Genomic DNA, 21206 nt, shown 5'->3' with positions numbered 1-21206 from the left:
CGGCTGCGCCCGGGGCGGCCGGCGAACACCGCCCCGCCCGGACGGCCGCCCCGGAGTGCTCAGCTCGACGGAATCGTCACGACCGTCACTTGTCCGTCCATCAGGCATTCGATGAGCACCGAACCGCCGAGCGGGTGGATCCAGAAGTGCGGCCCGGCATCCAGGATGTCCCGCGCATGTCGCACCGCGACATCCGCAGGCATGGTCACGACCGGCATCAGATAGTTGCCCCAGATGACGGCGATCCGCTCGCCCCTCTGTACGTACGAGGAAAGCAGCACCGCCGCCATCCTCGTCCAGTGCTCCTCATCGTCCCACCAGAGGCGGTCTTCGAACGGAGTGGACTCGAAGTCGATCACATCGCCGGTAGCAGCCGGAAATCTGCTCAGCGTCGCTGCGGCCAGTGCGCGGCTCTCGGCGAGATCCAGCTTTGTCACCTGCCGGCCGTCCTCGTCACGGGGGTCGTTCATGAAGTCCGGAAGGTACTCCGGACGACTCCCGTAAGAACTACCGTCGGTCATACGCTCCGTCCTCGACGACGCCGAACCACTGCCGCCGGCGAACCTTATCGCCCGCGTACGAACCGACGCTCCTCGCCCGTCAGCACGTTGATGCCGGGACCGCTGATCTTGCCCGGCGCAGGCCCCCGCCGGAGCTTCTGTCGGGCCCGACCGGCTACGAAAGGGTCCGGCACAGTTCCTGACCCACGAGTGTGATCATGGCCTGCTGGGTGTCCTGCCCGCCGTCACTGGTGACGTACACCACGGCTGTCCGGGTCCCGTCCCGGGTGGCGCCGCCCCAGGTGACATAGCCGAGGAGTTCGCCCCGGTGGCCGAAGTAGCTGCCGCCACAGGGCAACGGAATCTCGGCAAGACCGAGGCCGTACCGCACGCCCAGCTCGGGCATTGCGGGCATGGAGGTCGTCATCTCGTCGAGCTGCGCCGGAGACAGCAGACGGCCGCCGAGCAGCGCGGCGTAGAACCGGTTCAGGTCGCGCGCGGTGCTGATGATCGAGCCGGAGCCGACGGCCATACTCGGATTGAGCTCCGTGACGTCGATGTCGGTGTCGGTGCCGAACGCGGCGTAGCTCTGGGCGTGCGGACCCAGGATGAACGGGAAGACGCCGGGCGTACTGGTGTCCCTCAGGTCCAGGGGGCGGATGATCCGGTCCTTCACCTCCCGTGTCCAACTCCGGCCGGTGACCTTGTGGATGACCATCGCGGCGAGAATGTAGTTGGTGTTGGAGTACGACCAGCCGGCATCCGAGTGAGGCTGCTGCATCGCCAGCCCCACCAGCTCCTTGGGGGTGTAGGTGCGGAACCGCTCGGCTCGATAGCCGTCCGCGCTGTTCAACGCGGACATCTCCGGCCCGACGTCAGGGATGCCGCTGGTGTGCTGCAGCAACTGCCGCACGGTGATCCGGCTGCCGTCATGGCCGTTGCCCCGGACCACTCCCGGCAGCCACTGCTCGACGGTGTCGTCCAGGGACATCCGCCCCTCGCCGACGAGTTGCAGCACGACCGTGGCGGTGAAGGTCTTGGTGGCGCTGCCGATCCGGAACCTGCCCTCCCGCGGCATCGGCCTCCTTGTGTTCATCGCGGCCGTCCCGGCGTACGCGCTGTCACGCACGTCCGGTGACGTCACCTCGGCGTGCACACCGACCGCCCCGGTGTCGTGGATCGCCTCCACCTGCCGTTGGAGCGGATCGGCCGGCCCCGGCTTCGCCGCCGCCGCGGGCGCGGTTGACGCGGCGAGGACGGCTGCGGCGATGCCGGTCCGGACGAGCATGCCTTGCCGACGCCTTCTTGACCCATGCATGACGACCTCATCTCTGTTCAGGTTGCGCGCCTTCGGGGACCACTCAGGCTGTGGCCCGCGACCGTGTCGCCCCCGGAGCTGGCGGTGGACGACCATCCCACCAGCGGAGAAGGGATTGCCCCATCCGGCTTTCCCCCTGACGTACCGAGGCGCTGTCCTCAGGGCGGTGCCGGGGGCTTGCCCCCTCAAGGAGGCAGGGCACGCCCACTCCGGGCGGAGCACGCCTGGTGGGGCAGCGTCACGACACTGCTGTGGAGTCTCCTGGCGTGGCTCCGGCTGGCCGAGGGCTGGGTGACCGGCCGGCGGGGGGCATGGATCGGTCACAGCGCTGACATGGTCTCCGGGAAGGCGGGGCGCCTCGTTGGCTGGAATTTGCTTCGTCAGAGGGGCGCACGAGTCTCCTCTGATCGGCAGACTGGGGCGATGCGGACAGAGAGCGTCGCCAGGATCCAGGCAGTGCGGCTCGCCGTGACAGCCGGTGCGGTCGTTGCAGCCCCAGTCCTGTTCGTGGCCGGGACGTCGTTGCGCCGGCGCATGCTGCGTCGCCACTGCGGAGAAGGCGGACCGGGCCTGGTGAGCAAGGAGGACGGCTGGGTGAGCCCTGCGTACTTCGTCGTCACGAACGTGCTTGTCCGAGCCCTCTGCCGGCCGTCGGCGTACGTACTCCGACGGCTACGCACCGCCTGATCAGGTGATGCGCTCGTCCAGTGTGAAGCAGGTGACGTTCAGGAGGAGGACGACCAGGGGCCGCCGACGAAGTCAACGAAGTTGAGGTCGACGTAGATGTGGCCTACTTCGGTACTGGGCGGAGATCGTCGTGGGCAGAAGCGGATTTCGCCCGGCGGGGATGGATAGGCTCACCAGGTTCGATAGCCGATGCCTTGGGGTGACGATGCTGACCGCCGACGACCTGACGGCAGCCGAGCAGCAGGTGATGAGTGCGGTGGCCAGTGGTGAGGCCGCCGACCTGCGGGTCGGCGATGCCGAGACGGACGCCCCTGGCCGCGGTGCGTCGTGGACCCCGGAGCGCACCGTACGGGCTGAGGTTGTCGCCCAACTGCTCCTGGACGCCGACGTGCGCACCCCGGTCCGATTGGCAGGCGCGCGGATCACCGGCTCGCTCGACCTCGAAGGTGCCACCCTGAGCCGCTGGCTGCTGCTCACGGATTGCTGGCTGGACGAACCGGTCTCCCTTTGTCATGCCACCGCCCCTCTGATACGCATGACCGGCTGCCACCTACCCGGCCTGGACGCCGAAGACCTGTGCGTCCACGCAGACCTCGCGCTGGAGCACGGATTCACCGCCCACGGCGAGGTCAGACTGGCCCGTGCTCGGGTGGGCGGCGTGCTGTCCCTTGCCGGGGCCGGCCTCGACAACCCCGGCGCGACCGCGCTGGATGCCGCACGGCTCACCGTCGATCACCACATGCTGCTGGACACAGGCTTCACCGCCCGCGGTGAAGTCTGTATCACCGGCGCCCAAGTCGGGGGAGACCTCGTTCTGACCGGCGCGCGGCTGACCAACCCCCAGGGCGTGGCTCTCGCCGCCGACCAGTTGCACGTGGCTCAGAGCGTGACAGGCGACGACATCTCGGTCGAAGGCGGCATCAGCCTCGTCGGCGCGGGCATAGGCGGCTCGCTCACCTTCACCGGAGCCAGCATCGCCCGCGAGGACGACTGGGCACTTCTCGGCTCCGACTTGCAGGTGGCGCAGGAGATGCGGCTCAGCCACGGCTTCTCCTCGCTCGGAGGCATCGACCTGCGCGGAGCACGCCTCGGGACGCTCACCCTCGATCGAGCCGAACTCGACAACCCCGGCGGATCTGCGCTGGAGGGCGGCTGGCTCGCTGTGGACCGCCAGGTCTCGGGCCGCCACGAACTCACCGTGCGAGGCGAATTCAGCCTGTACGGCGCACGGATCGGCACGCGGGTGGACCTGCGCGACGCCGCCTTCACCAACCCCGGCAGCCTCGCCCTCGACTTCGAGCGACTCGACACCCCGGCCCTGTACCTGCTTCCCCGACGCTCACCGGACGGGCTCGTCGATCTCAGCCACGCGAAGGTCGGAACTCTCCACGACGACCCCGCGACCTGGCCCGACAGGCTCGACCTTCGCGGACTGACCTACACCACGCTCACCAACGAGCACACCTCGGTACGGCAGAGACTGAACTGGCTGGGGCGGCAGCCCGGCGGCTACGCCCCGCAGCCCTACGACCAACTCGCCGCCGCCTACCGCCAAGCCGGCCAGGAGGACGCCGCACGCCTCGTGGCCATCCACAAGCAATACCGCCGGCGCCGTACGCTCAATCCTGCCGGAAGGCTGGTCAACTGGCTGCTCTACCTGACCGTCGGCTACGGCTACCGAACCTGGCTGGCCGCCCTGTGGCTGCTCGTCCTGCTTGCCCTCGGCACCGTCGTCTTCGACCACGCCCACCCTTCCCACATGACCGCCGCAAGCACGCCCGCCCCGGCCTACCACTCGGTTGCCTACTCCCTCGACGTCTTGCTCCCGATCATCGACCTCGGACAGCAGAAGGCATGGTTGCCCACCGGCAGCGCCCTGTACTGGTCCTGGCTGCTCTCCGGCGCCGGATGGGTACTGACCACGGCAGTAGCAGCAGGGCTGAGCGGGGTACTCAAGCGGGGCTGAAGACCCGCAGCAGACAGGAAGGTGCTGCCCTCGAAGTGATCTCGTCGTGGGATCCGCCGCTGCGATGACCGCCGACCTGTCCGCCGTCACGTCCACGCGACGGCCACGACCACCGCGGCCGCCGTGACCGTGGCCACCGCGTAGAAGGCCGAGGCCGCCCTGGTGCGCATCCCTACCAGCGCGATGAGTGCCACCAGGACGTCGAGGGCCAGTTTCACGCCCATCTTCGCGTGCGACACCGGCAGGTCGAGGGCGAGACGGGCCCAGATGAGGCCGACGCCGGTGACGAGCTGCACGACAGCGCTGGTCACCATGTAGCCACCGGTCACGGGGTCCTTGCCGCGCAGCTGGTAGAAGATCCCGCCGAGGATCGCAGCGAAACCGAAGAGATGGAAGACGAGGAACACGTACCGGAGGATCTCCATGCCAGTGGTCTTTCTGTGCGACGGTGCGTGGACGGGAAGGATTGCCGGGTCAGCCGGTGAAGGGAGTGGAGCCGAAACGGCCCCAGGCGACGAACGCGGCCAGGACGAGGTAGACGAGGTCCCCGGTGATCGTGGCGCGCTCGCCCCGACGTAGCCGCGTCACGGCTGCGCAGATGAACAGAACGACGAGTCCGGTGGCTGTGACCGGCACCAGGACCGGGGCGATGCCGAGGACCGCGGGCAGGATCATCCCGGCTGCGGCGAGCATCTCGACGGCACCGATGGCTTTGAGCGCCCCCGGGCTGAACTCCATCACCCACTGCGCGGAGGCGCCGACGGAGGCCAGCCTCTCGCGGGCCACGAACATCTTGGAGCTGCCCACGAGGCAGACGGCTGCCAGCACTCCGGCGGTGATCCACAGCGCGATGTCCATCAGCAACTCCCTGTTCGAGGTCTTCTGGACCCGAGACGAGGCAGCGGTCGGTTCAGTGACATCGAGGCGCCGAAATGGACGGAGACGTGGGTCACATCGCGTCGGGTCGTGGCCGCGCTCTCCGGATTCGGTCGAAGCACCTCGGCCCGGGGTGCGAGATGCCATGATCCGTACGGGGTATTCGCGCAGAGGGGGAGCAAAGCGTGGGCAGCGCAGAGGAGTTCGAGGAGCTGAGGCCTCTGCTGTTCTCGATCGCGTACCGGATGCTGGGCAGTGTCAGCGACGCGGAGGACGCGGTGCAGGAGACCTGGCTGCGCTACGACGCCTCGTCCGTACGGCCTGTGTCGGTCAAGGCGTTCCTCTCGACCACGGTGACCCGGATCTCGATCGATGTGCTGCGTTCCGCGCGGGTGCGGCGCGAGGCGTACGTCGGGCCGTGGCTGCCCGAGCCGCTGCTCGACGATCCGTACGAGGATCCGGCTCGCGCGGTGGAGCTCGCCGACTCACTGTCGATGGCGGCGCTGTTGCTTCTGGAACGGCTCAGTCCGCTGGAGCGGTCGGTGTTCGTACTGCGGGACGTCTTCGCCTTCGGGTTCGAGGACGTTGCCGCGGCGGTCGGCCGTTCGCAGGCAGCGTGCCGGCAACTGCTCGTACGGGCACGGCGCCACATGCATGAGGGGCGGCCCCGGTTCGAGGCGGACCGGGGGGAGCGTGACGAGCTGGCGCGGCGGTTCTTCGACGCGATGGCACAGGGGGACATGGAAGGGCTGCAGAGTCTGCTGTCCGCCGACGTCCGGCTCGTCGGTGACGGGGGCGGCAAGGCGCCGCGGCTGGCCAGTGTCGTCGCCGGTGCTGCGAATGTCGCGCGGCTGCTGGCCACCGTTCACCCCTTGAAGGTGCGTACCGGTATCACGTGCACGCCACGCCGGATCAACGGCCAGCCGGGCGCGCTCCTTCGTGATCGCGACGGAAACGTCCTGCAGACCTTCGTACTGGATGTGCTGGACGGGCAGGTGCACAGCATCCGCTCCGTCATCAACCCCGACAAGCTCGCCCACCTCGGACCGGTGGCCGACGCCTGGGCCATGGACCGCGAAGTACGGCAGGCTCGCCGGCCGTCGGTGTGAGCACGGCCGGTCCAGGAACTCGACCGCCGACTCGATGAGGAGCGAACCGGAGGCCCTGGTAGCGGTGACGGCGGAGACCGAGCGTTTCGATGCGGCCACCGACCTTGGCCGCATCGAAGACGCAGTACGAGTCCTGCAGATGATGACCAGACCGGCCAGGGCCCGCCTCCTCGCCCACGTGAGGAGGCCCGGGCAGGAATGCCCGAGTCACCGTCGCCCTCCAGGTGTTACTCCACGTGATCATCGGTCCTGACGCCGTTCGTGTGGGTGCGGCGGCCGGCGTGCCTGCCGATCGCCCCCACCGATTCACCGCGTCTCGGTTTGCGGCTTCCGGCCGGCCCTGTTCTTCGCGATGTTTCGGATCTTCTTGGTGCTGCCCGACTCGGCGAGCAGGGCGAGGGCGGCCGGCGACGTCGCCTCCTCTGCGAGGACACGCTGCATCCAGTCCGTGACCCGCGTCAACTCCACCGGTGTCGGCACGTGACCGTCCCTGACGGACAGATAGAACAGCCAGTCGTGGATGCGGCGACGGATGAAGGCGCGATGCCCCTCCGCCGTGAGCTTGTCGATCTCCGGCAGCAGTCCCGCCGACCACTGCTGGAAATCAGCAGGACCGGTGACCTTCATCGCGATGCTGTCCACGAGGGCGACCACCGCCGTCTTGGAGACCAGCTCAACGGGGTCGCGCAGGATCGTGGCCACGATCGCGCGGTCTCGGTCACGGCTCGGCGAGGAGGCGGCCACCAGGACGACGCGTCGGTACGCGGACGATCGCACGTGCTCGTCCGCGACGGCGGCGTCGACGTCCACATCGAGGATGCCGGCCCCCGCCAACAACTCGGCCACACCGGAATGCAACGTCATGGCCTTGTTCCTTCGCGCCGGGCTCGACTCCACGTCGCGGGCATCTTCCTCCGGTCCGCGCGCTGATCCAAATGAAACGACCTACGGCGTTCTGAAGCCAGGCCCGATCCTCATGGTTGGCTTGGGTCGGGCCCCGCTTCGGCGGTCACGTGGTTCTCCGGCGGCTTCCACAGTGTTCCGAGGCGAAGCTGGCAGGCGGAGACAGCAGATCAGAAGGGCTGACTCAAGAACGTGGAGCGGATGGAGAGACTGGCGGACCTGAAGCCCGTCCATCAGCGCCAGGCGGCCGTCCTGGCCCTGTGGCAGTGGCGCGCGCCGGTGCTCGCGTTCGAGTTCGATGCCGAGTGGGGCGTCGACCGGTCCGTGCTGGAGTCGCTTTTCCGACTGGCAGCATCACCCGCTGGTGAACGGCCGGATCGCGCATACCGGAGAGAAGCGGCCGAGTTGTGCAGGGCCCCGCTCTTCACGTCTGAAGTCGACCCGGACACGGTCCAGCTCTTCCAGCTGGAGACCATCAGCAACCTGCTCACGTTCGGTGAACTGCTGGACAGTCCCGGCGTGCAAGTCGAGCGAGTGGTGGAAGCCTCAGCCGGCCTGGCGACCTACCTCGACGGCCTCGTCGAGGGCTCCTTCTACGACCATCCCGCAGAGGATGCCCACCGCCGGTTCCTCGCAGACCTGGCGGACCGGGCGGGCGAGGGCTATTTCGCGTCGCGCCACCTCGCCGTCAAGATCGCCTGTCATGCTGCTCTGCGAGTTCTCCCCGATTCCGCGGGGCTGCTCGACTCGTCCACGGGACGCGAGCTGCTCGCGCTCTGCGAGGACTTCGGCGAAGAGGTCGTCACAACGATGGAGTGGCTCCGCATGGCGGGTCACTGACGTCGTGAGCCGGACGGCAGATGCGGCAGCCCGACGGACGGGTGACCTGCAACGGAGGGCTGCTACGGGCGGCACCGGAAGAACAGGCCGGGTGCGGTCTCGGCGAGGACGCCCTTGGACTCCGAGGGCCTCGGCCTGCTCTCGGCGTCCCGCACGGGCCGCAGAGACGGCATGACGCCGAGCCCCTGCTCCACCAACCACCTCTCGGCCCGTGGGACAGCCGCCACCGGCAGCTCTGGCAGCCGTCCCATGCTGGCAGCGGATCGCGTTGACGATCTCCCGCATCTCGTCCCTCCGGCCGACACGCCCCTGTGACGGGCTGGAGTCCCTACGGCATGGGGGCGCGGCGGGCCGGCCGGTGTTCACGGCTCGCAGGTGGGCAAGACGGTGGTCAGCTGGGTCAGGTGGTCGGGGTGGACGCGAATTCCGGGGAGCCAGAGCTGTTCCCCGTGGTGCGTGATCCGGATCCAGATGCTGGTGTGTTTATGGTTCTCGTCGGTGACGGAGACGCCGTTGGCGACTGTGCAGGTCGCCTGGAGCAGGTCGTGGTGCCAGACGCGACCTGCGGAGTTGGCGGTGTTGTAGGGGCGGTAAGGGTTGTAGGCCAGAGAGAGAGCGCACGTGGCCGTGCGGGGCCTCTGGCAGGCCCTCTCGACATTGTGGACCACCACCCCGGCGTGGCTGCTTCCGTCTGCCCCATGATTCTTTCCCTGAGCGCCTTGCGTTGCTGTCGCGGTGCTGGGGGTGGTGTGCGAGGACACCAGGAGCACCAAGAGGCCGACGGCCACCACGGCGCCCGCGACACCGGCCAGCACGACAGCCCTCCGGCCCGTCACGCTCCCACGACGTCCGGGCAGTTCGCGCCATCTTCGCCACCACGCCGGACCGCCCGTGTGCGAGGGACCGGCACCATCGTCGGCAGTCTGGAGTGCGACGCTGACGTTCGCCGCCGCAACGTCATGGTCAGCGGGTGAGGTGTTCTCGGTAGCTTCCCAAAGGACCCGGTACGGAGTGGGGTCTGCCTTCAACGCCCGGCACAGGTCTCTGACCGCGGGCCATGGCGGCACGGTTTCGCCGCGGAAGTAGCGGGACAGCGACGAGTCGCTGATGCGGACCTCAGCTTCGAGGCTGCGCAAAGTGCGCCCCGACCGCTGCTGCAGGCTCCGCAGTGCTGCACCCAGTTCTCGTGCTGCTGCACGATGATCGTGTTGTTGGCCGGTCATCGAGATAAAGGCCCTTTCACAGAGCGGGGGAGCGGTGTCCCGCCGGCGTCCCATGTCCCGGGACGAGCACATCCCAGCAGGTCAGGAATGTATTTATCCCGACATCACTGAAGCAAGCGGGATTTCGTCAGCCAAGGGCCGGTTCCCGTGCAAACTCTGCGTACCGGCCGAGAGCAGATCACTCCCAGGGGTGAGCGTGCCGGTAATCGTGGCCTCGCCGGCGGACGCCGCACGGCCAGGCTTCACACTCCCACCGAAAGGATCTACACCATGCGTGTACGCATCGCACTGTCCGCTTTCACCGCGATCACGGTGGCCGGGCTCGGCCTCAGCATGGTCGCGCCGGCCATCGCGGCATCCGACACCACGTACCAGCGGGTGACCACGGTGCAGGCAGCCGAGAGTCTCGACGTCCACCGCGAAAAGTTCATGACCCTGAACGGCTGCCAGACGGCCGGCCAGCAGGGCATCGACCGCGGGCACTGGGACCGATACCAGTGTGCCGAGGGCTCCGCCTGGCCCTGGGTCTGGAACCTGTGGACCAACCGCTGAGCACCTGACCTTGCCGCCGTCGGTGTTCTCCTCCTTACGATCGCAGGAGGAGGACACCGACGGCCTTGCGAGCCTTGCTGAGCACCCGTGACGCGAGGGGAGCGCAGCGGCAGACACCATAGCTTTTGCTATCGCAACCGGGCGATTGCCTCGGCGTCAGGCCATCGTGCCCCTGCCGTGCGGGCCACCACTGCGCGCGGACACGTACGACACCTGACCGTCTGCGCGCGGACACGTACGACACCTGACCGTCGAGGAGCGGGCCGCCCATCCGTGCCGGGGCGGCCCGCTCCCGGCGCGGAGAGCGACGGTTGCGTGTACGGTGCCAGACCCACGCCAGTCCGTGGGCTCACCCATCCGCGCGGCGGCATCGACGGCGCACTCGTCGTCGCCCGTCGGCCCTGAGGCCGGACGGCAGCCCGGTCTCGGCCTCGAACACCGGCACCTGACGCAGATACGGACGCGCGACCCCGGCGGCCGGGTTCGACACGACGGTAACCCCGTTCAGAGCGAAGTACTCGCGCAACTCCCGCCTCCCCTCAGGGTGCGGGTGCCGATCCTCTGACGTGCCCGTGCCCGTGCCCGGCCTGTCGGAGGGCCGGCCGGGCACGGGCGTGGATCAGGAGGTGCGGCAGACCGTTCCGTTGAGGGTGAAGGTCGTCGGCGTGGGGTTGGCGCCATCGTTTGCTCCGACGAAGCCGAAGGTGGCGGTGGAGCCGCCGTGAGGGGCCAGCTCGGCGTTGGTGCCGTTGTCGGTCACATGCACGCGTGTGCCCGAATTGGTGACGTTCGCGTTCCAGGAGCTCTGCACGGACTGGCCGGTGGACGGCCAGGTGAAGTCCAGCGTCCAGCCGTTGATCGGTGCGTCACCGACGTTGGAGACCGTGACGGTGGCGACGAATCCGCTGCTCCATCCGCTGTCCACCCGGTAGTTGACCAGGCAGCTGCTGTCGCGTGGAGCCGTGGTGGCAAAGGTCAGCGGCTCGGAGGGGCGCGACAGGCGGCCGTCGGCGTCCCGGGCGAGGACGTTGACCGTGTGCTCGGACCCCGGCGGCAAGTTGTGCAGCGTCGCCGAGGTGGAGGTCGAGGTGACGAGCAACTGGGCGTTCGCTCCCAGGCGTTCGTACACCTCATAGCGCACTGCCTTGCCGTTGGCGGGTGCCGTCCAGCTCACCGTGGCGGTCGAGCTGCCCACGGAGGTGGTCTTCGGTGCGCCTGGCGCGCCGACCGAGGCCGCGGCGGCGTGCGGGGCGACGGTGATCGTGGTGATCGAGTACGGCGGCAGCACCTGGTCGCCGCCGTCGGTGGCAGCCACCCGGGTGACATCGGTGTCGCCGCGGCCGTAACGGTGCACCACCGGTGCCTGGGCAGTGGGCGTGTATCCGGCGTAACTGATGTCCGCGGTGCGGGAGTTCATCGGGTCCTTGTTGATCAGCATCACACTCAGCGTGCCGTCGGCCCGGTGCACGGCGTGCGCGGAGACCTGGTCGCTGTCGGTGGAGGAGGCGACCATCGTGTCGCCGGGACGCCCCAGCTCGGTCAGCGACTTGATGCCGAAGTACGGGTGGAACGGCGTGTTCACGGCCGGCTGGCAGACGTCGCCGACGCAGCCGCCGCTGGAGAGCAGGCCGAAGTCGTTGAAGTCGGTGTCGCCGTCCACCGTCTCCACCTTGGTGGGCCCGTTGTGGACGTTCCACCAGTCGACGTTGAAGACGCCGTTCTCCAGCGCCGTCATGTAGGTGTCCGCGGCGAACAGGCCGTTGGGGCGGCTGTTCATCTGGACGTTGGAGTTGACCTCGGTGAGCGCGATGCCGATCTTCGACGAGCGTTCCCCGGCGTACCGGTCGATCTGCCGGCGGACCTCGCGGAGCTGTCCGGGCAGCCGGGCGGTCCGCTCCAGGGCCTCGTCGGCGGTGGAGCCGCCCGGGTAGGAGTGCACGATGGCGAAGTCGATCTTCCCGGCGACCGCGGACAGCACGGTGTGGTTCCAGTCAGCCGAGTCACCCGGGCCGACGATGCCGTCCGGCCAGTCGCCCGGCGTGGTCAGCACGGCGCCGATCTTGATCGTCGGGTCGACCGCCTTCATGGCCTCGGCGTAGGCAAGGACGTTGCGGGCGTACTCACGCGGGCTCTTGTCCGGGTGGTCGTCGGCCTCCCAGCCGCCGCCGTAATGGCCGTTGCCGTAGATCTCGTTGCCGATTTCCCAGTACTTCGCCCCGTAGCCGCGGGTGACGTTGGCGTACCGGACCCAGTCGGCGGCCTCCTGCGGGGTGCCGGTGCCGTAGTTGGCGATGATCATCGGCTGGGAGCCGGAGGCGCGGACGCTGCCCATGAACTCGTCGAAGGTGGTACCGGGCGCCACGTAACCGCCAGGGGCGGTGTGGTCCTTCCAATGGTAGATGTCGCCGTAGGAGCCGCCGGGGTAGCGCATCACGCCGACGCCCGCCTCGCCCAGCAGGCCGGTCACCTCGGGGTCGTTCATGCGAGAGTCCCAGAGCGCGTGGTTGACGCCGAAGGCCGCCTTGTCGATGGTGCCGAGCCCGAGCCCCGCGTTGACGGACACCTCGACGGTCGACGCCTCGTCGGCGGCCGTCGCCGTGGGGGCAGGGGCCGCCGCGGTCCGGCCGGTCGCGGCGGGCGCCGGGGGAGCGGCGGCGAGGGCGGCGACCGTGGCCAGGGCGCAGGCGAGCGCGGCGGCCGGGCGTCTGCCAGCGGTTCTTCCGGCTCTGTGAGGCGGCCGGCCTAACCGGCCGATGTCAAAGAGGCGTGCGAGCGGCATGACGTGTCCTCCTCGGCGAGCGCCGCGTCGGTCGGCAGGACGCCCGGTGTGCGTGTTCGGTGGGCACCTTCGGTGCGACGCTGATGGGAGCGCTCCCATGATGATGCGGGGGAGGCATGACCGCGTCAATGGTGCGGACCAGGGCGCCCTCGCCCCCGCGGTACGCGCTCTGCGGGACGCCGGACTCGACGCGGACCAGGAGTGGAGCCCGATAGTTCCGTGGGGTGACAGACAGTCAGGAAGCGGCCCCGGACATCGAACCTGCTCTCCTGTGCACCCCGACCGGTCATGTCCGGACCAGCCGCACCGACTCCGTAACGTGATGAAGCCCTGGTTTGTCACCGCCCGCGGCTCTTTCAGGTAAAGGTGCGCGGCCATCGGGGACAGTGCGGAGATTTTCCATCAGGAGGCAGCAGACTGGGGCGATGGGTGGAATTAAATACCGCGGTCGATTCCTTGCCTTCGCCCCTCGCTTCTTGCGTACCAGGTCCGGGCGGAAAGGGCCGTCCTCCGAAGCCGGGCGGCCGACTCGGTCCAAGAGTGAGCGGGACGCGGTTCATCGCACGCCAGGGGAACGCCTGCGGTCACTGCTGAGTCTGCGAAGCGTGGCCGGTCAGGTGTTTTTCCTGCAGCTGGCCGTAGTGATGCTGCTCGTTGCCGCGACCGTGGTGGCTCTGGTGTTGCAGGCACGGCACCAGGCCACGCAAACGGCCCGCGACGAGGTGATGGTCGCCGGCGAGACGTTCGCGAACTCCCCGGGAGTGGTTGAAGCGCTGGACAGTTCCGACCCGACGGCTGTTCTGCAGCCGTACACCGAAGCCGTACGGAAGAAATCCGACCTCGACAACATTGTCGTTTCGACGACGTCCGGAATCCGGCTCACCCACCGGGACCCGGACCTGATCGGGAAACATGTCGTAGGGCCCTACAAGGAGGCGGCACAGGGCAAAACCCTCACTCATATTTTCGACGGGCCTGTGGGGCCGGCCGTGTACGCAGCGGTCCCGGTCTTCCGGCCCGATGGCTCGGTCGCGGGCGTCGTTTATCCAGAGATCACGATCGAGAACGTGAACGAGACGGTGGGGCGTCAGCTACCGGTGTTCTTCGGCGCAGCGGGCGCCGCGCTCGTGCTGGCCGCGGGCGGGTCGGCACTGGTGAGCGGGCGGCTGCGGCGCCAGACCGGGGGCCTCGGCCCGGTCGAGATGACCCGGATGTACGAGCATCACAATGCCGTACTCCACTCTGTTCGCGAGGGAGTGCTCATCGTCGGGGGCGACGGGCGGCTTCTGCTTGCCAACGACGAGGCGCGGCGGCTGCTGGGCCTGCCCGAGGACGCGGAGCAACAGCCCGTCAGTGACCTCGGCCTGGCCACGGGCCTCGGAGAGCTGCTGGCCGGCGGCCGCACGGCCACCGACGAGGTGTATCTGGCCGGGGACCGGCTGCTGGCGGTCAACGTGCGGTCCGTCAACGGGCATGGTGGCCAGGCGGGCAGGGTGGTCACGCTGCGGGACACCACCGAACTGCAGGCGCTGACGGGAAGGGCCGAGGTCGCCCGGGAGCGGCTGCAGCTACTCTACGACGCCGGTGTACGGATCGGCACGACACTGGATGTGGTGCGCACCGCGGAGGAACTGGCGCAGGTGGCCGTTCCCCGGTTCGCGGACGTCGTCAGCGTGGAGCTTCTGGACCCGGTCCTGCGCGGCGAGGAGCCCGACGGGGCCAATACGGAGATGCGCCGCACGGCCGTTGCCGGTCTGCATGAGGAACACCCCTTCCACGCTGTCGGGCAGTTGATCCGGTTCCTCCCCACCACCCCTGCGGCCGTCAGCCTCGCGCACGGCCACACCGTCCTGGAGCCGGACCTCACCGCCTCAGACGGCTGGCGCGCCCAGGCCCCGGAACGCGCTCAGCAGATCCTGGATCACGGTTTCCATTCGTGGGTGGCCGTTCCGCTGTGGGCCCGAGGAGTGGTGCTGGGGGTGGCGAACTTCTGGAGGACGGGAGAGTCCCCGGCCTTCGAGGAGGACGACAGGTCTTTTGCCGAGGAGCTGGGTGTCCGGGCAGCGGTGTGCATCGACAATGCTCGCCGTTACACCCGCGAGCACTCCATGGCAGTAGAGCTGCAGCGCAGCTTGTTGCCCCACGGCCTGCCCGTACAGTCCGCGATCGAGGCGGCCCAGCGCTACCTGCCCGCGCAAGCCGGGGTGGGTGGGGACTGGTTCGACGTCATCACCCTGCCCGGCGCACGCGTAGCCCTTGTGGTGGGCGATGTGGTCGGTCATGGACTGCACGCGGCGGCCACCATGGGGCGACTGCGCACCGCTGTGCGCAACTTCTCCGCCTTGGACCTGCCGCCCGACGAGCTCCTTGCCCACCTCGACGAGCTGGTGGCCACTCTCGACACGGAGGGCGCGACGGGCGCCGACAGTACGGGCATCACCGGTGCCACCTGCCTCTACGCGATCTACGACCCGGTCAGCGCGGTGTGTACCGTCGCCCGGGCCGGGCACCTGGGCCCTGCTCTCGCCCACCCCGACGGCACTGTCACCTTCCCCGACATCCCCGTCTCGCCGCCTCTGGGCCTGGGCGCCGGCCTGCCGATCGAGACAGCGACCCTGCATCTGCCTGCCGACTCCCGGCTGGTGCTGTTCACGGACGGCCTCATCGAGAACCGCGAACGCGACATCGACACCGGCCTGACCATCCTGCGTGACGTCCTGACCGACCAGCCCCGCCGAACTCTGGAGGAGACCTGCAGCGCCGTCATGCAGGCACTTCAGCCCGATCGCCCCATCGACGACATCGCGCTACTGGTGGCCCGCACTCGTGTGCTGGGCCCGGACAAGGTCGCGGTCTGGGATGTTCCGAGCGATCCCGCCACCGTCTCACGTGTCCGCGCCGAAACCACTCAGCAGTTGGAAACCTGGGGCCTGGAAGAGCATACGTTCGCCACCGAACTGATCGTCAGCGAACTGGTCACCAATGCCATCCGCTACGGCACCCAGCCCATCCGCCTGCGGCTGCTCCACGACACCAGGAACTTGATCTGCGAAGTCTCCGACGCCAGCAGCACTTCCCCCCATCTACGCCGTGCGGCTACCACGGACGAAGGCGGACGCGGACTGTTCCTGGTTGCCCAGTGCTCCCAGCACTGGGGTACCAGATACACCCCTCGCGGCAAGGTCATCTGGACCGAGCAGTCCTTGCGTGACCGAGCGCCTTCGCCCACGGTCACCGAGGACGACCTTCTGGACCAGTGGACCGACGAAGAATAGAGCGACGTCTGTGACATGTGGACTGCTGCCTCGCTGCCCGCTGAGGACTTGCGGGCAGCGAGGCAGCACCGCGTTAACCGACACTCTCGTCAGGACACAACGTCGTTCGGAGCTATCCGGCCTGAATGGCGTCCGCCGGAACCTCGAAGACGATGGTGAGTCCGTCGCGCTCGTCCCCCCGCTCGCCGACGCGCGTGAAGCCGAAGCCCTCGATGCACGCCAGGGAGGCGGTGTTGTCGGATTCGATCCTGGCGCGCACGGTCCTGACGTCGGGGTCGGCCGCGGCCCTGAGGAGCAACGCCTTCAGGATGGCGCGGGCATAGCCCTGGCGGCGGTACCTGGGCACGACGGTACAGCCGACCTCGACCATGCCGGCCTCATCCGGCGGCCCGTGGAACCCGGCGTCGCCAACGACTGCCCCGTCCGGCTCGGACACCGCGGCACGCGTGATCCAGGGCGCGGCAGAGGGGTCTTCGGCGAGCTGGTCGGCGCGATACCCGAAGATCCAGCGGGCTCGCTCACCGACGAAGTGCGCGTCAAGGGCGACCCCGGCCTCGGCGCTGCCGCCGGCGATGTCACCGTCAGCAAGCGCCCGCAGCGCCTTTGCGCTGAGCTCGACGAAACGGACGCGTTTGGGGGCGGAGAGAGGTTTGTTGTTCATCGCGGTGATGTTCACCCGGAGCCGGAGAGCTGTCCACCGGGTTACGGCCTCGGCGGACATGGAGGCGGCGGCCACACGGACGCCGTGACACCTACGCCGAGACACGTCTCGCGATCGTCCTGCGTGTCTCCGACCGATCCGCGCGAGGATCCGCCCACCAGGAAGTCCGTGGACCGGACGGTGATCTCCATGGCATGCTCCGGCCCGGTCGTCGAGGAGATCCGCCATGCGCCTCTCAGAATTCTCCGGACCTGCCTGGCGTTCAGTGGCTGTGCGGCGGGGGCCGGCGAGGAGGACACGCATACGGAGGAGCGGAAATCTGGCCCGGCCGAACATCTGGCGCTTGATCATCTTGGTGCGATCACGTCCTTGGCGATCGCTACGGCCTCCGAACTGAACGGAAATGGGCGAGCCCCGTCATCACCGTTGCTGGGATCGGGAGGGGTTGGTGGAGACGACGTCCGAGCAACGCACGGTACACGGTGCCGCCCTTGCTGCGTTCACCGTAGGAAGGGCCTCCTCGCCTTGCCCGCCTGCCACCTGACGGGGCCTCGGCAAGTGCAGTACCAGCAGCTCGGCTCCCCGCCGCCGACCACCCTGTGCGTTATGGTTCTGGCCGGCACATCGTGGGCCCAGGACCTTCTCCGGGCCGAGAGCTGAACGACTTCTCCCGTCAGGTACTCGTCCTGGCTTGCTTGCGACTGCCGTCAGCGTCTTCACCCGATCACGTCAGAAAGAATCGGATGCGCATCAAGAACGCGAGCGTCGCGCTCGCAGGCACCGTCATGATGACGGCCTTGGCCGTCACCCCTGCCGGCGCCGCCACCACTGTCCTCCCCAGTCCGTCGATCACGGGCGTCCTCGCCGTGCAGAAGCAGGCGATGGCGCAGGGCGCGCCCGGCGCGCTCACCCGCATCGATTCCGGTGCTTCCAGCTACCGGATCGCCTCGGGCGAGGCGGACACCGCGGCCGGTACCGCGATGGACGCGGATCGCAAATTCCGCGTCGGCAGTGTCAGCAAGAGCTTCACCACCGTTGTGCTCATGCAGCTCGTCGCCGAAGGGCGCGTCGACCTCGACGCACCGGCGAACGACTACCTCCCCGAGCCGCTGCCGGATGACCGCGTCACGGTGAGGCACCTGCTGAGCCACCGCAGCGGACTGTGGGACTACACGAACGACATGTTCTACAACACCGTTCCGGGCTTCGAAGCGGTGCGGAACAAGGTGTTCTCCTTCCAGGAGCTCATCGACCTGTCGACCGCGCACCAGCCCACCGGCGCACCGGGGGCCGCTTACAGCTACTCCAACACCAACTTCGTGGTGCTGGGCCAGATGATCGAGCACCTCACAGGGGTGCCGATGGCCACTCAGTACGAGCAGCGGATCTTCCAGCCGCTCAGCCTGAGGAACACCTCGTACGTGCATCCGGTGACGACCCTCACGGGGTCCTTCGCACGGGGCTACGTACGCGACGACGACACCACGCTCCCCCTGGTGGACTCCACGGAGCAGACGGCCTCCTGGGCCCAGTCCGCCGGTGCCGTGATCTCGAACGGCGCAGACCTGAACCGGTTCTTCGCCGCACTCGTGTCCGGCAAGCTCGTCCCCCAGCCGCAGTTGCGGGAGATGATGAGCATGGTCCCGGTCAACGCGGACGGTACCCAGTCCTACGGCCTCGGCCTGCGGGGCAGGGTGCTCTCCTGCGGTGTGCAGGTCTACGGTCACACCGGAACCGTGCAGGGCTACTACACGTACGCCTTCACGACTGCCGACGGCAAGCGCAGCATGACGTCGATGGCCAACACGTCGAACAACGGCACCGTCAACACGGGTCTCGCCGGCACGCTCGAAGCCGCCTTCTGCGGTGTCGACCCCGTCAAGAGCAGCAAGCAGTTCCGCTCCGCCGGTGCGTCGTTCACCGAGGACATCGCACCCGGCGTCGTGCGCCACTGAGACGGTGACGCGTCCGTGAGGTGACCGGTCCGCACTTGCCCACGGAGCGGCACCTACCGGTGCAGGTGTGCAGGCCGGTTCTTCAGAATCCAGCGGATCGAGCGACGCCCGGTCCATGGCGAGCACTGCCGCGTCAATGACGTACTCCCTGCTCGCTGACGTCGCCGGGGGAGGAGCCCGTGTCGGGACCAAGGAGAAGCCGGACGGTCTCGAACAACTCCTCGGACTCCTCCTCCACGGCCCGGTGGACGTTCCGGCCGACGGTCGAGGTGCACCCGGTCGAACGTCGTCCACCTCACGGTGGTGTCCGCGACCGCCCACGGGTATCTCACACACTTGCGGCGGAGGGGGTGAGTGTGAGATCTGCTGGGTTCCTGGTAGAACCGGCATATGACATACAGGTTCACGGCCCGTGCGGTTGCGGCCGAGGCCGATGTCGACGGCGAGATGCAGGCCGGCGTCGCGGAGGAGGACGAGGGCTTCTTCCTCCTGTTCACGAGCGCTGCCGACGAGCCATCTCCGCAGGACATCGTGCTCGGGCTCGACACGTACTGCGTGATGACCCCGGACGAGAGCACAGCCTATGGCTGTGTCCGCGAGGTGGCTCTCACAGGGACCTTGCTCACGGTGACGCTCGACCCCGGTTGTCTGGACGATCTGGAGCTGGAGGACGCGAAGATCGAGGCAGTGCTCGACGTGCCGGCCGAGAGCATTGCCGAGATGCGCGACGTGCTTGTGAAGGTGCTGACCTTCGGACGTGAGGAAGCCCGGCCTCGGCTCACCGGTTTCCCGGTTTGATCCGATTGTCGAGACGTCGATATCCGTGGGAGCCGACGGCAGCCCGCAAGCCAGGACACCGTTCTCGCGACCACCCAGCGACGCCGGCCCAGCCGCTGCGCGGACTCGGCGCCCCTGCGGGCAATACGCTGGCGGATTCCACGCTCACGCGGCCATCGACGCAGGTGGTCGTAGTCGTAGCCCTTATGTGCAAGCAGTTTCGCCGGCGCCGGGGCCCGCGGCGGGACCGGGTGGGGGGATGTCTCGTACGAGCGGCTCCAGGCCCTGACTGTCGTGGATGGTCACACCGGAGATACGCAACGACCGCGGAAGCCCGTTCCGGTCACAGGTCAGTTGGATCCTCGAACCCGACGGACCGCGCTCCTGCGACGAGGCGTGGCTGCAGACAGGCGCCGGTAGTGCTGCCTGCCGCACTCCGCCCGTACACAAGGGGTGCCGCCTGCCGGAACCGGATCTTCGTGCTCCGCGTCTGAGGGTGCATGCGGGGGACACACAGAATTCTGGCCATGCTCGTCGCGCTGCTCGCGCTGCAGCTCGGCTCACTGATCGCGCCGGCGTACGCGTGCGGCTGCGGAGCCATGATCCCGGACCGGAACCAGTACATCGGGGTGGACCGGGAGAGCTCCGCCGTGCGCTGGGACGGCCGTACGGAACAGATCGTCATGCGCTTCACCGTGCGGGGGACCGCCGAGCGGGCCGCCTGGATCATGCCAGTACCAGGCCGCGCCGACGTCGAACTCGGTGACACGGAGCTCTTCGACGAGCTCGAACAGCTCACCCGCCCCGAGCACAAGGACCGGCACTACTTCTGGCCGCGCGGTAAGGACTGGCCATTCGCCGGCGCTGCCTCGGACGGCGCGGGAGCCGCACCGCCCCGCGCCGGCGCAGTCGGGGTCGTCGGCCGCGAGCGACTCGGCCCCTTCGACGTGGCACGGCTCACCGCCACCGACCCGAAAGCACTCAGCGGCTGGCTGGAGAAGAACGGCTTCGAGCTGTCCGACGGACTTGCGGCGGAACTGCAGCCGTATGTCGAGCAGAATTGGGAGTACGTCGCGGTGCGCCTCGCACCCGACGCGGACGGCACAACGCTCCGGGGCGAGCTCGATCCGCTGCGGATCAGCTTCGCCAGCGAGCGGCTGATCTATCCCATGCGGCTCTCTCGTCTCGCGAAGACCCCCCAGTCACTCGGCCTGTACGTCCTCGCCGACCACCGCATGGAACCGCGCGACGACATCGGCGGGCGGGCGCCCGAGGTGACCTTCGCCGGCCCGATCGAACCGGAGGGCGCGGTCGCCGAGCTCGTGGGCGCCGACGGACCGGTGTACCTGACCGCGATCGACCAGTCGTTCCCGTTCCCGGCACGGATCGACGGCGACCACGAGCTGACGTCGGCGGCCGTCGACACCCCGTACCGGGAAGTGATCTACCACGACCGGCTTCTCACGGTCGGCGGCGGAATCCCGGTCTGGTTCCTCACGGTGGCAGGTGTGCTGCTCGCGGCCGTCGGGACGGCCGTTGCGGTACGTGTCCGGCGGCGGCGCCCTGCGGTACGTCCGGCCACCTGAACCACCGTGCTGGTCGGCGCCCCCATGTCCCGGCGGGCCGACCGCTGCGGCCGGCCCGTCGCCCCATGAGCCACTGCCGCGGCCGGCTCACTGCCCGTGAGCCGCCCCTCGCTGCCGGCTGACTGCCCCTTGCCGGTCCGGGCCTGGACTCCTTGTCGAGCCGGGCGATCCTCCTCCGCGCCCCTGGGCCGTCGGAACG

17 protein-coding genes and 2 pseudogenes are annotated in these 21206 nt (G+C 68.6%); 8 read left to right on the top strand and 11 right to left on the bottom strand.

Features of this window, described 5'->3' with window-relative positions:
- Window positions 1-59 precede the first annotated feature (59 nt).
- Together ACFYQ6_RS28575 and ACFYQ6_RS28570 are read right to left on the bottom strand one after the other, a co-directional pair.
- Window positions 60-470, bottom strand: a complete 411-nt coding sequence (locus ACFYQ6_RS28575) for a hypothetical protein (RefSeq protein WP_388765666.1) — start codon at window positions 468-470, stop codon at window positions 60-62.
- Between the two features lie 205 nt (window positions 471-675).
- Window positions 676-1788, bottom strand: a complete 1113-nt coding sequence (locus tag ACFYQ6_RS28570; protein WP_388765664.1) for a serine hydrolase domain-containing protein — start codon at window positions 1786-1788, stop codon at window positions 676-678.
- 916 nt (window positions 1789-2704) lie between these two features.
- On the opposite strand from ACFYQ6_RS28570, the gene ACFYQ6_RS28565 reads away from it, so the two are divergent.
- Window positions 2705-4471: a hypothetical protein gene (locus tag ACFYQ6_RS28565; protein WP_388765663.1), complete on the top strand. Its 1767-nt coding sequence runs from the start codon at window positions 2705-2707 to the stop codon at window positions 4469-4471.
- An 86-nt stretch (window positions 4472-4557) separates the two neighbouring features.
- Here ACFYQ6_RS28565 and ACFYQ6_RS28560 read toward each other — a convergent pair whose 3' ends face one another.
- Together ACFYQ6_RS28560 and ACFYQ6_RS28555 are read right to left on the bottom strand one after the other, a co-directional pair.
- Window positions 4558-4896: a hypothetical protein gene (locus tag ACFYQ6_RS28560; protein ID WP_388765660.1), complete on the bottom strand. Its 339-nt coding sequence runs from the start codon at window positions 4894-4896 to the stop codon at window positions 4558-4560.
- Window positions 4897-4945: 49 nt separating this feature from the next.
- A complete protein-coding gene (locus tag ACFYQ6_RS28555) occupies window positions 4946-5329 on the bottom strand; it encodes a DoxX family protein (protein ID WP_388765659.1) in 384 nt (127 codons plus the stop codon).
- Window positions 5330-5532: 203 nt separating this feature from the next.
- Between ACFYQ6_RS28555 and ACFYQ6_RS28550 the strand changes: the two genes are divergently transcribed.
- Complete coding sequence (locus tag ACFYQ6_RS28550) at window positions 5533-6456, top strand: RNA polymerase sigma-70 factor (protein WP_388765657.1); 924 nt, start codon at window positions 5533-5535, stop codon at window positions 6454-6456.
- 306 nt (window positions 6457-6762) lie between these two features.
- On the opposite strand, the gene ACFYQ6_RS28545 is transcribed toward ACFYQ6_RS28550, so the two are convergent.
- Complete coding sequence (locus ACFYQ6_RS28545; protein WP_388765654.1) at window positions 6763-7320, bottom strand: hypothetical protein; 558 nt, start codon at window positions 7318-7320, stop codon at window positions 6763-6765.
- 240 nt (window positions 7321-7560) lie between these two features.
- Here ACFYQ6_RS28545 and ACFYQ6_RS28540 point away from each other — a divergent pair, with 240 nt between their 5' ends.
- Window positions 7561-8199 (top strand): hypothetical protein, encoded by a 639-nt coding sequence (locus tag ACFYQ6_RS28540; protein WP_361581675.1) that lies wholly within the window; start codon window positions 7561-7563, stop codon window positions 8197-8199.
- A 62-nt stretch (window positions 8200-8261) separates the two neighbouring features.
- Here the strand turns inward: ACFYQ6_RS28540 and ACFYQ6_RS28535 are convergent, their stop codons facing one another.
- The 3 genes and pseudogenes from ACFYQ6_RS28535 to ACFYQ6_RS28525 all read right to left on the bottom strand — a co-directional run.
- The gene (locus ACFYQ6_RS28535; protein WP_361581672.1) at window positions 8262-8450 is read right to left on the bottom strand and encodes a hypothetical protein; all 189 of its coding nucleotides are present in this window, start codon (window positions 8448-8450) and stop codon (window positions 8262-8264) included.
- A 111-nt stretch (window positions 8451-8561) separates the two neighbouring features.
- The gene (locus ACFYQ6_RS28530; protein WP_388765828.1) at window positions 8562-9014 is read right to left on the bottom strand and encodes a hypothetical protein; all 453 of its coding nucleotides are present in this window, start codon (window positions 9012-9014) and stop codon (window positions 8562-8564) included.
- Window positions 9015-9221: 207 nt separating this feature from the next.
- A pseudogene (locus ACFYQ6_RS28525) lies at window positions 9222-9422 on the bottom strand (helix-turn-helix domain-containing protein); the annotation flags it as partial.
- 270 nt (window positions 9423-9692) lie between these two features.
- On the opposite strand from ACFYQ6_RS28525, the gene ACFYQ6_RS28520 reads away from it, so the two are divergent.
- Window positions 9693-9974: a hypothetical protein gene (locus ACFYQ6_RS28520; protein ID WP_361581670.1), complete on the top strand. Its 282-nt coding sequence runs from the start codon at window positions 9693-9695 to the stop codon at window positions 9972-9974.
- Window positions 9975-10593: 619 nt separating this feature from the next.
- Here the strand turns inward: ACFYQ6_RS28520 and ACFYQ6_RS28515 are convergent.
- Window positions 10594-12753 (bottom strand): cellulose binding domain-containing protein, encoded by a 2160-nt coding sequence (locus ACFYQ6_RS28515; protein ID WP_388765652.1) that lies wholly within the window; start codon window positions 12751-12753, stop codon window positions 10594-10596.
- Between the two features lie 644 nt (window positions 12754-13397).
- Here ACFYQ6_RS28515 and ACFYQ6_RS28510 point away from each other — a divergent pair.
- On the top strand, window positions 13398-16028 hold the full coding sequence (locus tag ACFYQ6_RS28510; protein WP_388765817.1) for a SpoIIE family protein phosphatase: 2631 nt from the start codon (window positions 13398-13400) through the stop codon (window positions 16026-16028).
- A gap of 112 nt (window positions 16029-16140) precedes the next feature.
- Here ACFYQ6_RS28510 and ACFYQ6_RS28505 read toward each other — a convergent pair whose 3' ends face one another.
- Window positions 16141-16704 carry a GNAT family N-acetyltransferase gene (locus ACFYQ6_RS28505; RefSeq protein WP_388765650.1) on the bottom strand — a complete coding sequence of 188 codons (564 nt, stop codon included), beginning with the start codon at window positions 16702-16704 and terminating at the stop codon, window positions 16141-16143.
- A gap of 728 nt (window positions 16705-17432) precedes the next feature.
- On the opposite strand from ACFYQ6_RS28505, the gene ACFYQ6_RS28500 reads away from it, so the two are divergent.
- Window positions 17433-18644: a serine hydrolase domain-containing protein gene (locus ACFYQ6_RS28500; RefSeq protein WP_361581664.1), complete on the top strand. Its 1212-nt coding sequence runs from the start codon at window positions 17433-17435 to the stop codon at window positions 18642-18644.
- A gap of 390 nt (window positions 18645-19034) precedes the next feature.
- Window positions 19035-19442 (top strand): Imm10 family immunity protein, encoded by a 408-nt coding sequence (locus ACFYQ6_RS28495; protein ID WP_361581661.1) that lies wholly within the window; start codon window positions 19035-19037, stop codon window positions 19440-19442.
- A 23-nt stretch (window positions 19443-19465) separates the two neighbouring features.
- Here ACFYQ6_RS28495 and ACFYQ6_RS28490 read toward each other — a convergent pair.
- Window positions 19466-19805, bottom strand: a pseudogene (locus tag ACFYQ6_RS28490) (transposase); the annotation flags it as partial.
- Window positions 19806-19948: 143 nt separating this feature from the next.
- On the opposite strand from ACFYQ6_RS28490, the gene ACFYQ6_RS28485 reads away from it, so the two are divergent.
- Window positions 19949-21007 (top strand): DUF2330 domain-containing protein, encoded by a 1059-nt coding sequence (locus ACFYQ6_RS28485; protein WP_361581658.1) that lies wholly within the window; start codon window positions 19949-19951, stop codon window positions 21005-21007.
- Window positions 21008-21206 lie beyond the last annotated feature (199 nt).

The sequence above is a fragment of the Streptomyces sp. NPDC005494 genome (assembly GCF_042872025.1).
Classification (GTDB): Bacteria; Actinomycetota; Actinomycetes; order Streptomycetales; family Streptomycetaceae; genus Streptomyces.
Note: the sequence above shows the minus strand (reverse complement) of the source record. Positions and strands in the feature narration are given on the sequence as shown.